The 14,984-nt window shown below is 60.5% G+C and carries 13 protein-coding genes; all 13 read right to left on the reverse strand.

Annotated features, from left to right (window positions below):
- Positions 1–12 precede the first annotated feature (12 nt).
- The 13 genes from ACR0KL_RS05600 to hutI all read right to left on the reverse strand — a co-directional run bounded on the left by ACR0KL_RS05600 (position 13) and on the right by hutI (position 14,904).
- Positions 13–1,158, reverse strand: a complete 1,146-nt coding sequence (locus ACR0KL_RS05600; RefSeq protein WP_480776718.1) for an iron-containing alcohol dehydrogenase — start codon at positions 1,156–1,158, stop codon at positions 13–15.
- Positions 1,155–2,537, reverse strand: coding sequence for an aldehyde dehydrogenase family protein (locus tag ACR0KL_RS05605; protein WP_480776719.1), 1,383 nt, complete (start codon positions 2,535–2,537; stop codon positions 1,155–1,157). The genes ACR0KL_RS05600 and ACR0KL_RS05605 overlap by 4 nt, the downstream gene beginning before the upstream one ends.
- 94 nt (positions 2,538–2,631) lie before the next feature.
- Positions 2,632–3,993: a glutamine synthetase family protein gene (locus ACR0KL_RS05610; protein ID WP_170679905.1), complete on the reverse strand. Its 1,362-nt coding sequence runs from the start codon at positions 3,991–3,993 to the stop codon at positions 2,632–2,634.
- Between the two features lie 185 nt (positions 3,994–4,178).
- Positions 4,179–4,940 (reverse strand): methyltransferase domain-containing protein, encoded by a 762-nt coding sequence (locus ACR0KL_RS05615; RefSeq protein ID WP_170679903.1) that lies wholly within the window; start codon positions 4,938–4,940, stop codon positions 4,179–4,181.
- Entirely contained in the window at positions 4,937–5,557 is a 621-nt protein-coding gene (locus tag ACR0KL_RS05620) for a pimeloyl-ACP methyl esterase BioG family protein (RefSeq protein WP_480776720.1), read from the reverse strand. Before ACR0KL_RS05620 ends, ACR0KL_RS05615 begins: the two co-directional genes overlap by 4 nt.
- Entirely contained in the window at positions 5,554–6,840 is a 1,287-nt protein-coding gene (bioA, locus tag ACR0KL_RS05625) for an adenosylmethionine--8-amino-7-oxononanoate transaminase (protein WP_480776721.1), read from the reverse strand. The genes ACR0KL_RS05620 and bioA overlap by 4 nt, the downstream gene beginning before the upstream one ends.
- Entirely contained in the window at positions 6,837–7,457 is a 621-nt protein-coding gene (bioD, locus tag ACR0KL_RS05630; RefSeq protein WP_480776722.1) for a dethiobiotin synthase, read from the reverse strand. The genes bioA and bioD overlap by 4 nt, the downstream gene beginning before the upstream one ends.
- Positions 7,454–8,587, reverse strand: coding sequence for an 8-amino-7-oxononanoate synthase (locus tag ACR0KL_RS05635; RefSeq protein ID WP_480776723.1), 1,134 nt, complete (start codon positions 8,585–8,587; stop codon positions 7,454–7,456). Before ACR0KL_RS05635 ends, bioD begins: the two co-directional genes overlap by 4 nt.
- Complete coding sequence (gene bioB, locus ACR0KL_RS05640; RefSeq protein WP_480776724.1) at positions 8,584–9,564, reverse strand: biotin synthase BioB; 981 nt, start codon at positions 9,562–9,564, stop codon at positions 8,584–8,586. Before bioB ends, ACR0KL_RS05635 begins: the two co-directional genes overlap by 4 nt.
- A 126-nt stretch (positions 9,565–9,690) precedes the next feature.
- Positions 9,691–11,373 (reverse strand): urocanate hydratase, encoded by a 1,683-nt coding sequence (gene hutU / locus ACR0KL_RS05645; protein ID WP_480776725.1) that lies wholly within the window; start codon positions 11,371–11,373, stop codon positions 9,691–9,693.
- Positions 11,370–12,161: an N-formylglutamate deformylase gene (gene hutG, locus ACR0KL_RS05650; protein ID WP_170679999.1), complete on the reverse strand. Its 792-nt coding sequence runs from the start codon at positions 12,159–12,161 to the stop codon at positions 11,370–11,372. The genes hutU and hutG overlap by 4 nt, the downstream gene beginning before the upstream one ends.
- The gene (hutH, locus tag ACR0KL_RS05655; protein ID WP_480776726.1) at positions 12,161–13,699 is read right to left on the reverse strand and encodes a histidine ammonia-lyase; all 1,539 of its coding nucleotides are present in this window, start codon (positions 13,697–13,699) and stop codon (positions 12,161–12,163) included. Before hutH ends, hutG begins: the two co-directional genes overlap by 1 nt.
- Positions 13,696–14,904, reverse strand: a complete 1,209-nt coding sequence (gene hutI, locus ACR0KL_RS05660; protein WP_170679887.1) for an imidazolonepropionase — start codon at positions 14,902–14,904, stop codon at positions 13,696–13,698. Before hutI ends, hutH begins: the two co-directional genes overlap by 4 nt.
- Positions 14,905–14,984 lie beyond the last annotated feature (80 nt).

The following is a 14,984-nucleotide window of genomic DNA, read 5'->3' on the forward strand; positions in this document are numbered from 1 at the left end:
GGGCCGTCTGACCTAAAGCGCGGCGCGGAACAGCTGCGTCAGGTTCTCTTTCGTCAGCTCAATCGGATTGCCCCCGCAGGAGGGGTCAATGATCGCGCCTTCAACCAGCTCGGGTATCCGATCCTCAATCACGCCCAGCTCCGACAGCTGACGCGGGATGCTGAACGCATCGTTGAACTCCTGTACAAAGGCGCGGAATCCGTCGAAGCCGCCCTCGATACCCAGATAGGCGGCAGCCTGTTGGAACCGATCCGCGATGGCGGGCGCGTTAAACTCTAGCACCGCGGGCATGCAAACCGCGTTGGTCGTGCCGTGATGAGTGTTGAACACCGCGCCAATCGGATGGCTCATGGCGTGGATCGCGCCGAGGCCCTTTTGAAACGCCGTCGCCCCCATGGCCGCCGCGCTCATCATCTGCGCGCGCGCCTCAAGATCAGTGCCATCCGCATAAGCGCGTGGCAGGTAATCCTTGACCAACCGCATTCCCTCCAGCGCGATGCCTTGGCTCATCGGATGGTAATGCGGGCTGGAAAAGGCCTCGACGCAATGCGCAAAGGCGTCCAGCCCGGTGCCTGCTGTAATGAATTTCGGCATGCCCACGGTCAGTTCCGGGTCGCAGATCACCACGGTGGGCAGAACCTTCGGGTGAAAGATGATCTTCTTGGCGTGGGTCTCGGAATTGGTAATGACACTGGCACGTCCTACCTCGGACCCCGTTCCGGCCGTTGTAGGCACCGCGATGATCGGCGCAATCACATCCGCATCAGCACGGGTCCACCAATCACCGATATCTTCAAAATCCCAAACGGGGCGCGTTTGACCCGCCATAAAGGCAACCATCTTACCCAGATCCAGCCCCGAGCCGCCGCCAAAGGCAATCACCCCGTCATGACCACCGGCTTTGTAGGCCGCGACTCCGGCATCGAGGTTCTTTTCATTCGGGTTCGGGTCCACATCGCTGAACAGACCCCGACCCAGACCGGCGGCCTCGAGAATGTCCAACGTCGCCGTCGTGATTGGCAAATCGGCCAACCCCTTGTCCGTCACCAGCAGAGGGCGCTTCATCCCTGCCGTCGCACACGCCTCGGGCAGTTCGTTGATGCGGCCAGCACCGAATTTGATCGCGGTCGGGTAGGACCAGTTTCCAACGAGGCTCATGATGTTACCTTCTTCAAATGGTAGGATTTTGGACGGGTCAGGTTGTGATACCCGATGACCGACAGGCCACCCCCTCGCCCTGTATTCTTGCAGCCGGTCCAGCACAGACCCGGGTCCAGATAGTCCGCCCGGTTCATAAATACAGTGCCCGTTTCGATCTGATCGCCCACTCGCGCGGCCCGGTCCACGTCACGGGTCCACAGGCTGGCGGTCAGGCCGAATTCGCTGTCATTCATCAGCGCGATTGCCTCGTCGTCCGAGGACACTTTCATTATCCCAACGACCGGCCCAAAACTCTCATCCCGCATCACGCGCATATCATGGGTGACATTGGTCAGAATCTGAGGCGTCAGATAAGCACCACCATCATCCTCGGTGAATGTCTCGATATGGGCCACCGCGCCATCCGCCACAGCCTCGGCAATCTGAGCACGCACCTCATCGGCAAAGCGCACATTGGCCATCGGACCCAGCGTCGTCTCAGGGTCCAGCGGATTGCCCAGCTTGTAGCCTTTCACAATCTCGACGGCTTTCGCCACGAAGTCGTCGAAAAGACTTTCATGCACGTAGATCCGCTCAATCCCGCAACAGCATTGGCCCGAGTTGAACATCGCCCCGTCGATCAGAGTATCCACGGCGGCATCCAGGTCGGCATCCTCCATCACATAGCCCGGATCTTTGCCGCCAAGCTCGGTCCCGACGCCTGTGAAGGTGCCAGCGGCTGCACGTTCCATCGCCTGCCCGCCGCCGACCGAGCCAGTGAAGTTCACAAAATCAAACGCATTTCCGGCAATCAGGTCATTGGTCACATCGTGGCTGAGGAAGACATTCTGAAACACATCCTCGGGCAGACCAGCCACGTGGAACGCCTGCGCCATCCTCTCGCCCACCAACAAAGTCTGGGTGGCATGTTTCAGGATCACGGTATTCCCGGCGATCAGCGCCGGAGCCACCGTGTTGATCGCCGTCATATAGGGATAGTTCCAGGGGGCCACCACAAAGACCACCCCTTGCGGAACGCGCTTAATGTACCGCCGAAACGTCTCATCCTCGCCCACGGCGATATCGGCAAGCGCGCTTTCAGCAATCTCCGCCATATGGCTGGCGCGTTCATTGAACCCACCAAACTCACCACCGTAGCGCACGGGCCGACCCATCATATGGGCAAGCTCAGGTACGATCTCATCATTCATCGCACCAACCGCCGCGACACCGGCCATCACAAGATCAACTCGCTCGTGCAAGGACCGCGCCGCCCAAGCCGCCTGCGCGGCGCGTGCCCGAGCCGCCGCCTCAAACGCCACGTCCCGAGATAGCACCTCCCGCTCCGCAAAAACCGACCCATCAATCGGTGAGACACACTTTAACATCTGCCCCATAGTCACTCCATTTTCCGAAAAAACAGGATCCCCTGCTTCATCTGGCCCAAAATACCTCGGGGAGCGCGAGGGGCTGGCCCCTCGCTCCTGCCCTCTACGCGCGCTCAAACCCACGGGCAACTTCCCAATCGGTTACCACACGCGCAAATTCTTCGATTTCCACCTCAGCGGCCCGAGCGTAGTGATCCACCACCTCATCCCCCATAGCAGCCCGCAACATGGCCGAACCACGCAAAGCGCTCAATGCTGCACCAAGATTGCCGGGGATCATCCCCGTATCGCCCTGGTAAACGTCGCCGGTTGCCGCAGGTTGCAACTCCAATCCCTCTTCAATGCCGGCAATTCCCGCCGCCAGCATACCGGCCATCACAAGATACGGGTTCATGTCCGACCCAGGGATCCGGCATTCCACCCGAATGGCCTTGGTCCCATCTCCACACAGGCGGAAGCCAGCCGTTCGATTATCCACCGACCAAATAATCCGTGTCGGCGCAAAGGTACCCTTCATGAACCGTTTGTAACTGTTGATATAAGGGGCCATGAAATAGGTGTAATCCGGGGCGTATTTCAGCAGGCCAGCCAAATAGCTTTTCATCACATCGGACATGCCAAGCGGATCATTTTCATCATAAAAAGCAGGCGCGCCGTCTTTCCAAAGGGATTGATGCACATGGCTGGAACTGCCGACCTTGTCGTGATGCCATTTCGGCAGGAACGTTGCCGCATGACCATGCTGCCAGGCGATCTCTTTCACCGCATTCTTGGCGATCGAGTGGTACTCGGCCGTGTCCATCGCAGGCGCGTATTTGATGTTCAGCTCTTCCTGCCCGGTTTCGGCCTCACCTTTCGAGTTCTCAACCGGTATCCCCGCATCCCACAGATGGTTACGGATCGGGCGCATCACATGCTCTTCCTTGGTGGTCTGGAGGATATGATAATCCTCGTTGTAGCCGGAAATCGGCTCGAGATCGCGAAAGCCGTTTTTGCGGATTTCGTCGAAACTCTTCTCGAAAAGGAAAAACTCCAGCTCTGTCGCACACATCGCCTCATAGCCCATGGCTTTCAAGCGGTTGACCTGCGCCTTCAACATCGCCCGAGGCGCATGCGGCACCTCTTCATGCGTGTGATGATCGAGAATATCGCACATCACCATAACAGTGCCTTCAAGCCATGGCACCGGGCGCAGGGTCGAAAGATCGGGCTTCATGACATAGTCGCCATACCCCCGCTCCCAACTGGTCGAGGCATAGCCGTCCGGTGTGCCCATCTCAAGATCAGTGGCCAGCAAGTAGTTGCAGCAATGGGTTTCTTCCCACGCGCCCGCAACGAAATGACCCGCATGAAAGCGCTTGCCCATCAGACGGCCCTGCATGTCAACAAAGCACACCAGAACGGTATCTACTTCACCCGCTGAGACCTGCGTTTTGAGATGTTCGAATGTAAGTGTCGCGGTCATTCTGCCCCCTCCTTCAAATTCCTGATGGCGGGCCACAGCAACGCCAAAATCTCAAATGCTACCGTGGCGACCTGTGACCGCGAACGCAACAGATCATTGCGACGTTTCGGTATGAGATTTCACAATCTGCGCCTGAGTGCCTGCAAACGCTGAAAAGACGGACGCGAGGTACTAACCGCGAGGCCTCAGACCTGCGGCTTGCGCGCGACGATCCAGACGGGATGATAGCTGAGAGAGACGCCGTTTTCGGTCTGAAACTGGCGTGTGTACTCTGCCTCGAACAGGGCGAGTGTGGATTTGGTCCAGACACTTTTCGCGCGCCCGTTGACGCCGGTCTTACGCAGATGGCGCAGAACATGGCGCGGGGTAGGAAAGTATGAAGGTCGCAGCGCCTCGCCTGTCGCAAGCACTTCCAGATGAGCCTCCACAGCCCCTGCCATCTGGTCGGGGCCGCACAAACCGGGGGCACGGGCCGAACTGCCGATCTGGCTTAGTTCCCGATATTGTTCCCGCCCAAAGCCCGAAATCACCAACCAGCCGCCCGGTGCGAGGGATCGCGCCGCCCGTTCCAAAAGCGCCTGCGGGTCTTCCATCCACTGGATCATCGACGCGGAGGCAAAAAGATCCGTCTTCTCGGGCCAGATCACCCGCCGCGCATCGCCGCAGATAAACTGCGCGCCGACCTTATCTGCCGTTTGGCGGGCTTCGGGTGCGATATCATTCAGGGTGAGGCTGTCAAAACGGTGGGCTTGACACAGAAGCCGCGTGAAATGCCCGGTTCCGCAACCCAGCTCAAATCCACGTTCAAACTTTGCCGGGGCGTCGTGTTGGCGCGTCACTTCCACCAGTTTCGCGGCCACCCAGGCCTGTTGGCAGGCAGTGTCGTGATAGCTTTGGAAGCTACGGCTGAAGCTGCGCTGAACCCGGTCCAAGAGTTGCACCATCATGCCAGCCACTCCGCCCAGCTTTGCCCCGCGCGGAACGGGACATGAGGACCTTCGACAGTTCGAATACTATCAGCGCATGAAGCCCATGCGGCCTGTTGCGCGTTTGTTGGCACAATGCGGTCGCGCTTGGGAATCCAAACTCGATCAAAACCCGGGTCCTCAGCAGGGCCACGGTCGATCACCGCGTGTAACTCGGCCCGAGCGGATGGGATATCCAGTTCGGGAACCTCTCCGCTCACACCCGCGCGGCGGCAGAATTTGGCAAAGCTGGTCTGAGACAATTGATCCGCCGTTGCGCGGATCATGTCGGGTGCGATCCCATGCTCGGCACTTGCAGGGTTCAGCGTGCCGCTGACTGCAACCAAGCGATCTGGGCGCATCCCCGTTTGGTTCAGCCAATGCGCGGCTGAGACGACGCCGAAAGAGAAGGCCAGCAAATTCACACGGTCGAACCGCGACAAGTCCGGCAGCGGGTCATCCAGTCGGGTATAGCCCTCAACGAACAGCACATTTTCCCCACCTGTGAGGCAGGAGAATGGCGCAGAACCCAACGCCCACCCCCCGAACACGAGTATCAGATCGGGGCTATCCGAGCGTGTCAGCCAGCGATGACTCATCCGTCGCCTCCAGCGAGATCAACCATGGCGGCGGTGACGCGGCTCAGCTCATCTGGCGAGATGATGTAGGGCGGCATGCAGTAAATATTATGCCCAAACGGACGCAACCAGACGCCTGTTTTTGGGGCGAGGCCATGGGCTACGGCAGGGTCGACACGGTCTTTCATCTCGATCACACCGATGCCGCCCAGAACCCGCACATCGGCAACACCGGGCAAGTCACGAGCCGGAGCGAGTTCAGCCTGCATCTGCTGCGCAATCACTGTGACCTCGGCCCGCCAGTCGCGCTGTACCAACTGATCGAGGCTGGCAACACCTGCGGCGCAGGCCAGAGGGTTGGCCATATAGGTCGGGCCATGCATCAGCACCCCGGCCTCGCTTTCTCCGATACCACGCGCAACTGCCTCGGTCGCGATGGTGGCGGCCAGTGTAATGTGCCCACCTGTCAGGGCCTTGCCGAGGCACAGGATGTCGGGCACCACATCCGCGTGGTCCATGGCAAACAGCTCACCACTGCGGCCAAAGCCCGTGGCAATTTCATCGAAAATCAGCAGCACGTCATGCGCGTCACACAGCGCCCGCGCACCCTTCAGCCAGTTCGGGTGGTAGAAATACATCCCGCCCGCACCTTGCACGACAGGCTCCAGGATCAGCCCCGCGATCTTGTCACCCTTTTCGTCCAACAACTGCTCAAGTGCCTTCAGCCCGTTTTCGGCGGCATCCTCCGACCAGTCCTGATCGAATCGGATGGTCGGGCGCGGCAGGAAATGCTGGATGGACAGAGCGCCCTTGAACAGCCCGTGCATCCCGTTCACCGGGTCGCAAACACTCATCGCTTTCCAGGTGTCACCGTGATAGCCGCCCCGGATGGTGGCGAACTCTGAACGCGCTGTGCGGCCTTTGGCGATCTGGTACTGCACCGCCATTTTTAGCGCGACTTCGATGGCGACTGAGCCGCTGTCGCTGTAGAAGATGCGATCCAGACCCTCAGGCAGCATTCCGATCAGCCTTCGGCCCAGCTCGACTGCGGGCGCATGGGTCAGCCCTCCGAACATGACATGCGGCAGTTGCGCCAGTTGGGCCTGCATCGCCTCTATAATGGCCGGGTGGCGATGGCCGTGAACGGTACACCACCAGGAGGACATGGCGTCGATCATCTGCCCGCCGTCCTCACGCGTCAGCCAGACGCCCTCAGATCCGGTGATCAGATGCATCGGGCCGGGATCCAGCACATGGGTGTAGGGGTGCCACAGGTGGCGGGCGTCAAACTCCAGCGGGGTCATAGAGCCCTCCGGATCGCATCAAGGTCGATGGTCTGGAACGCATCCGACAGGTTTTCACGGGTCAGGTCCGAGAGATAGGGCAGACGCCCCAAATGCCTGACCTTGCACATCTGCGCGATGGTTTGTTCGACCTCTGGCTCGGGGTCGCCAACGAAGGCAACGCCGATGACGTCGCACCCCGCATTGCGCAAAGCCATCAGAGACAACGCCGTGTGGTTGATCGTGCCAAGCGCGGTGCGTGCAACCAGAACCACCGGGGCATTCCATTGCGCGAAGAGGTCCAGATAGAACACCTGTCGGTTCAGAGGGACCATCACCCCTCCTGCCCCTTCAACAACCAGAGGGCCATCGACCTGCGGCAGCGCCAGTTGAGCAAGGTCGATCTCGACCCCCATATCCTCGGCGGACAGATGCGGCGAAGCGGGTATGTTCAGACGGTAGGCCTCGGGCAGAACCTCAGCCCCTGACAGATCGCGCACGATGTCGGTGTCGGTCGCATCCTCAAGCCCGGATTGCACCGGCTTCCAGTAGGTGGCTCCAAGGGCGGCGGTCAGACCTGCGGAGAAAACAGTCTTGCCGACGCCCGTGTCGGTTCCGGTGATGATCAGCGCGCTCATGCGGCCTCCGATTGATATGCCGCCAAAGCTTTAAACAGTGCCAAGATATCAACACGATCTACATTGCCGGTGATGGAAATCCGCAACCGCGATGTCCCGCGCGGTACGGTTGGCGGGCGGATGCCCCTGACGTCGAACCCTTGCGTCTTCAAGGTCTGCGCCATCGTCATCGTACGCGCATCATCGCCCAGAATGACCGGAATGATCTGGCTGTTCAGCGCAGCTTCAGCAATTCCTATTGCGCGCGCCGCATCATGGGCATAGCCAATGCGCTGCTGGGCGGCCTCGACCAGACCTGTCTGAGTAGCCAGCGCCCCGAGGGCCGAACGAACCAAAGCGGCATTCAAAGGCGATGGCGCGGTGGCAAAGATGAAGGGGCGTGCGCGGTTGATCAGCGTGTCGATTACGACTTTTGGGCCGCAGATCAGCCCTCCGGCAACGCCCAGACCTTTGCCGCAGGTGTGCAGCGTCAACAGATGGCAGTCGAGGTCATGCGCCAGCCCCCGTCCCTGAAGTCCGAACACGCCGGTCGCATGGGCTTCGTCCACGACCAAAACGGCGTCTTCCTCACGCGCCAAGCCCGCCAGATCGGTCAGTGGGGCAAGATCCCCTTCCATCGAATAGACGCTCTCGACTGCGATCCAGATTTGGCCCGAGCCGCCCTCGGCCCGCCACTCCCGCACTTTTTTACCCGCGTCCGCGACATCATTGTGTCGAAACGACCGCTGATCGGCCCGGCAAGAGCGCATGCCCTCATGCGCGCTGGCGTGGACCAGAGCGTCATAGAGAACCAAGTCCTCGGCCGCAGGAAGGGTTGCGAAAATCGCCTGATTAGCCTGAAACCCGCCACCCATGAACAAGGCGGCCTCGGCCCCAAAAAACGCGGCGGCTTCGACTTCAAGCGCTTCGTGTTCGGGATGGTTTCCGCGCAATAGACGCGAGCCGCCAGAGCCAACCGGAACACCGCGCGCCAAAGCCTCTTGCGCGGCTTCTTGCAGAAGCTGCGATCTGGCGAGGCCCAGATAGTCATTCGACGCGAAATCCAATCCCGACGCAGGCGTCAGGACCCGGCGGCGATGCCGGGCCTGCAAGTTGTCGAGCATGGATTCGAGCCGAGCAGCAGCCTTCATTCAGCGGCTTCCCGGCCCGCCTGATCGCCGGCTTTCTCGGCCTGTAGACCAAGTTTGGCGAACAGGACCATATCGGTGTCCTCTTCGGGGTTTTCCGCCGTCAGCAGCGTTTCGCCCACAAAGATCGAGTTCGCACCGGCGAGGAAACACATGGCCTGCATCTCGTCGCTCATCTCGCTGCGGCCAGCGGACAGGCGAACGTAAGAGGTTGGCATCAGGATACGCGCCGTCGCGATGATGCGGACAAAGTCGATCGGATCGATCGGCTCGGCATCGGCCAGAGGTGTGTCGGCCTGTGGCATCAGCATGTTGATAGGAACCGAATCCGGCGCGGGCTGCATGTTGGCCAGCGTCAGCAGCATATCGATGCGGTCGCCCGTATGCTCACCCATGCCCAAAATGCCGCCGGAACACACTTTGATTCCCGCTTCCTGCACCCGGTTCATCGTGTCGATCCGATCGGCGAAGGTTCGGGTTGTGATGACCTCGGAATAGTAGCGCTCGGACGTGTCGATATTGTGGTTGTAGTAGTCCAGCCCCGCATCGCGCAACTGCACGACCTGCGTGTCGTCCAGCATGCCCAGCGTCATACAGGTCTCCATTCCCATGGCCTTGACCCCTTCGACCATCGCGACCAGAGCCGCCATGTCGCGCGCTTTGGGCTCGCGCCAGGCAGCGCCCATGCAGAACCGCGTGGCGCCGCCATCCTTGGCCTTCTTCGCCTCGGCCAGAACACGCTGCACCTCGATCAGTTTGGAGGCAGGCAGGGTCGAGCCATTGCGCGCCGATTGTGAGCAATAGGCGCAATCCTCGGCGCAGCCTCCGGTTTTGATCGACAGCAGTTTCGAGGTCTGGATTTTGTTCGGATCGAAATGCTCACGATGGACGGTTTGCGCCCGGAACAGCAGATCCATCAGCGGGAGATCATGAACAGCTTGCGCGGATTTTTTGGTCCAGCCGGAATGAGGGATGATCATTTTATCTATAAAACTCTCGGCAGCTTGCGTTGCGTCGAGTTTATTATCTACAAAATTTCACGACGCAACCCGGCATGCATAACACGTTCAATATGACGCATCAATTCGCGGATCGTTGACCGAGGGCTATCCCAGAATACCCGGCAACCGCAGCCCATGTTCGCGGGCACAAGCCTTAGCATCCTCGTAGCCCGCATCCGCGTGGCGCCACACGCCCGAGGCCGGATCGTTCCACAAAACCCGCTCCAACCGTTTGGCCGCTGCATCGGTACCATCGGCGCAAATGACCACGCCCGCGTGTTGGCTAAAGCCCATGCCGACCCCACCGCCATGATGCAAAGACACCCATGTTGCGCCCGAGGCCGTATTCACCAGCGCATTCAGCAACGGCCAGTCGGAAACAGCGTCCGAGCCGTCCTTCATCGCCTCGGTCTCACGGTTGGGCGAGGCGACGGACCCGCTGTCGAGGTGATCCCGACCAATGACAACCGGGGCTTTTAGTTCTCCGTCGCGCACCATTTCGTTGAAGGCCAGCCCGGCCTTGTGGCGATCCCCAAGACCGATCCAGCAGATCCGTGCGGGCAGGCCTTGGAAGGCAATACGCTCCTGCGCCATGTCGAGCCAATTGTGCAGATGGGTGTTCTCGGGGAACAGCTCTTTCATCTTGGCGTCGGTTTTGTAGATATCCTCGGGGTCGCCAGACAGGGCGCACCAGCGGAACGGGCCGACCCCGCGGCAAAACAGCGGGCGAATATAGGCGGGCACGAAACCGGGGAAGGCAAAGGCGTTCTCGAGCCCTTCATCCTGCGCCACTTGGCGAATGTTGTTGCCGTAATCCAGCGTCGGCACGCCCGCGTTCCAGAAATCGACCATCGCAGCGACATGTTGCTTCATCGAGGCGCGCGCGGCAGTTTCAACCGCTTTGGGATCGCTTTCGCGTTTGTCCTTCCACTGCGCCATGGTCCAGCCCAGCGGCAGGTAGCCGTTGACTGGGTCATGGGCGCTGGTCTGGTCGGTGACGATATCGGGGCGCATGCCACCGGCCTGCATCCGGCGGTAGATATCGGGGAAGATCTCTGCCGCATTGCCCAGCAGGCCGACCGATTTCGCCTCACCCGCCTTGGTCCAGCGGGCGATCATCTCAAGCGCCTCGTCCAGCGTTTCGGCCTCTTCATCCAGATATTTGGTGCGCAGGCGGAAGTCGATGCTGTCCGGATTGCATTCAACAGCCAGACAGCAGGCCCCGGCAAAAACCGCCGCCAAGGGCTGCGCGCCACCCATTCCACCCAAACCACCGGTCAGGATCCACTTGCCGGTCAGGTCGCCGCCATAGTGCTGACGCCCGGCCTCGGCGAAGGTCTCATAAGTGCCCTGCACGATACCCTGCGTCCCGATATAGATCCACGAGCCAGCGGTCATCTGGCCGTACATCATCAGACCCTTCTTATCGAGCTCGTTGAAGTGATCCCAGTTGGCCCAATGTGGCACAAGGTTCGAGTTCGCGATCAACACCCGAGGGGCATCCGTATGCGTCCGCACAATGGCCACGGGTTTGCCGGATTGCACAACCAGTGTCTCGTCTTCTTCCAGATCCTTGAGGCTTGAGACGATGGTGTCAAAGTCGTTCCAAGTCCGCGCCGCGCGCCCGATGCCGCCATAGACCACCAGCTCATGCGGGTTTTCGGCCACGTCCGGGTGCAGGTTGTTCATCAGCATCCGCAGCGGCGCTTCGGTCATCCAGCTTTTAGTGTTCAGCTCCGGCCCGGTGGGCGGATAGATATCACGGGTGTTCTTGCGGGGGTCGGTCATGATGCAAGCTCCAATGCTGTGTCTTGGACGGCGTCCAGAATGTCGAATAGCCAGCGGCGCAAACGTTCGGCTTTACGGTCGTCATAGGACCATGGCGGGCGCTCGGTTGTCAGGTAGGAGGATTGGGCCAGCTCCATCTGAATGGCGTGGAGACCCTCGGCCGTGCGGCCATAGTGGCGTGTCGTCCAGCCGCCTTTGAACCTTCCGTTCAAGACGGTGCTATAGGGTGATGAAGCGGCAAACTCATGGGCCGCTGCCTCGATCTCAGGCGCGCAGGTCGTGCCGTTATTTGTGCCCAGATTCATATCGGGCAAGACTCCGTCAAACAGGTACGGAATGGTGCTGCGGATCGAGTGGCAGTCATACAGGACCGCAATGCCGTGGATCGCCCTGACCCGCTCCAGTTCGGCCATCAGCGTGGCATGATAGGGCGTATGAAACGCAGCGAGGCGTTCGGCGATTTCCGCATCGGATGGCGGCTGATCCCAGATGCCATTCCCATCGAAGTCGGTCAGCGGAACCAGTGTCGTCGTGTTCTGACCGGGATAGAGAGACACGCCCGACGGATCGCGATTGGCATCAATCACATAGCGGTGGAAACTCGCGCGGACCGCCGTCGCCCCGGTCAGCAACCCGTCATAGAGCGTTTGGATGTGCCAATCCGTATCCGTCAGCGCCCTGCCACGCGCGTTCAGCTTAGCCTGCACCTCGGGTGGTACATAGGTGCCGGTATGCGGCAGGCCCAGAACGATGGGGCTATCGCCTCGGGTGACTTCAAACGGATCCATCACGCGCCCAGCTCTGGCATGGCAACACTTGTGTTTCGCGCTATCTCGCCGCTAGAAATCAGGATTGAGGCTGCCTCGATATCCGGCGCGGTATAGCGGTCGTCCCCTAAAGGCGGCACCACAGCGCGCAACTGGGCCATCACGCCTTGCAACGTTTCACTGGTGGGCAACGGCGCGCGGAATTCGATCCCTTGTGTGGCACAAAGCAGCTCGACACCCAGAATACGCTCCAAATTGGTGACCATTTGACCCAGACGCCGCGCGCCATGGGCCGCCATTGAGACGTGGTCCTCCTGATTGGCCGAGGTGGGCGTCGAATCCGTCACACATGGGTTGGCGAGATGCTTGTTTTCACTCATCAAAGCCGCCGTCGTGACCTCGGCAATCATTAGGCCCGAGTTCAAGCCCGGATTGGGGGTCAGGAAGGGCGGCAGATCAAAGCTGAGGACCGGATCGACGATCAGTGCGATGCGGCGTTGGGCGATGGCTCCGATCTCGGCCACAGCCAGCGCGATCATGTCGGCGGCGAAACCAACTGGTTCGGCATGAAAGTTACCGCCCGAGACGATCAGCCCGGCCTCTGACAAGACCAGAGGGTTGTCGGTGGCGGCGTTCGCCTCAAGTTCAAGCGTTGTGGCGGCCTGCCGGATCACGTCCATTGCCGCACCGACGACCTGCGGCTGGCAGCGGATACAATACGGGTCCTGTACGCGCGTATCGCCGTCGCGGTGGCTTTCGCGGATCACCGACCCGGCCAGCAGGGCGCGCATGGTCTCTGCGGCCTCAATCTGGCCGCGATGGCCGCGCAGGCTGTGGATTTCTGGTTGCAATGGCGCGGTGGATCCCATGATGGCGTCCGTAGTCAGAGCCGATGTGACCAGCGCGCTCTGCGCCGCTTGCCATGCCCCGAACAAGCCCGCCAAAGCAAAAGCGGTCGAAAACTGGGTGCCGTTGATCAGCGCCAGACCCTCTTTCGGGCCAAGCTCTACCGGCTTCAGGCCAGCTGCCGCCAGCGTCTCAGCCCCCGGCATGAGTTTGCCGCCATATTCGGCCTCACCCTCGCCCATCATGACAGCGGCCATATGGGACAGCGGCGCCAGATCACCAGAGGCCCCGACCGAACCCTGCGCGGGGATCACAGGGGTGACGCCCTTCGCCAACATGGCCTCAAGCAGCGTGATCAACTCCAGCCGCACGCCTGAGGCTCCGCGCCCGAGGCTGAGCAGTTTCAGGACCATCATCAACCGCGCATGCGGCCGCGGAATCGCAGGGCCGACACCGCAGCAATGCGACAGGATCAGATTGCGCTGCAGGGTCGCCGTATCCTCGGCCGCGATCTTGACACTGGCAAGCTTGCCGAAGCCTGTGTTCACGCCGTAGACCGCGACCTCACCCGCAGCAGCATCCGCGATGCGCGCGTGGGCAGCCAGAATGCCGGGATGGCATATCGGATCCAACTGCACGGCGCATTCGTCTCGGAACACCTGCTCCAACTGCGCCAGAGAAACAGCGCCGGGTGTAAGGGTCAGGGTGGTCAAACTGCGCCTCCGAAAATGCGAGCGTGTAGCGAATTGAAGCCGATGCGATAGGACAGCTCGGCCGGGTGAGTGACGTTCCACATCGCCAGATCAGCGCGCATGCCGGGTGCAATCTGGCCGCAATCGTGCAAACCCAGCGCGCGGGCGGCGTTGAGGGTCACGCCTTTCAACGCCTCTTCAGGTGTCATGCGGAACAGGGTGCAGCCCATGTTCATTGCCAAAAGCAGAGAGGTCATCGGGGCCGAACCCGGATTACAATCCGTCGCCAAAGCCATCGGGACATTGCGCTTGCGCAGCAGATCAATAGGCGGAGATTGCGTTTCGCGCAGGGTATAGAAAGCACCGGGCAGGATCACACCAACAGTGCCCGCGCGCGCCATTGCCGCTGCACCCTCGTCATCAAGATACTCGATATGATCCGCAGACAGTGCGCCATAGCTTGCCGCCAGCTTTGCGCCGCCGAGATTGGACAGCTGTTCGGCGTGCAGTTTGATCGGCAAGCCAAGCTCACGCGCCACATCAAAGAACGGCACGAGCTGGTCGGGCAGAAAGGCAATCCCTTCGCAGAAGGCATCTACTGCATCAACCAGCCCCTCGGCATGGGCGGCCCGAAGGGTCGGAATGCAAACCTCAGTTATATATGCGTCCGGATTGCCCTTGTACTCCACCGGCACCGCATGGGCGCCAAGAAAACTGGTTACGACCCGCACCGGACGGTGGTCTTGCAAAGCCCGCGCGGCGCGCAGCATGGTCAATTCGGTCTCGCGATCCAAGCCGTAGCCGGATTTCACTTCGAGGACCGAGACACCTTCGGCCAGCATCGCATCCACGCGCGGCAGCGCTTGCGCAACCAAGTCATCCAGACTGGCCGCACGCGTGGCCGTCACGGTAGAGATGATCCCCCCTCCGGCGCGGGCAACCTCTTCATAGCTCGCCCCATTCAAGCGCATCTCGAACTCGACCGCGCGATGGCTGCCGTGGATAACATGCGTGTGGCAATCGATCAGAGCGGGCGTCACCAGACGCCCTGCGCAGGACGTCTCAGACAACCCGACATAGGTTTCGGGCAAAGCGGTCCGCGGCCCGACCCATACGATTTTATCGCCCTCGATCACAATTGCCGCCGACTCGATCACCCCATAAGGCGCGCCATTCTCCGCCATGGTTGCGGCGTTCAGGTCCTTCAGGATGTGGGTTGTGGGCATTTGATTCTCGCAGCGGATGCAATTCTCTCTTTTCTAGTACATTCCAATGTGTTTTATGTCTATCCATAAAATGGAGAGCC

It is taken from the genome of Ruegeria sp. C8 (assembly GCF_056537565.1).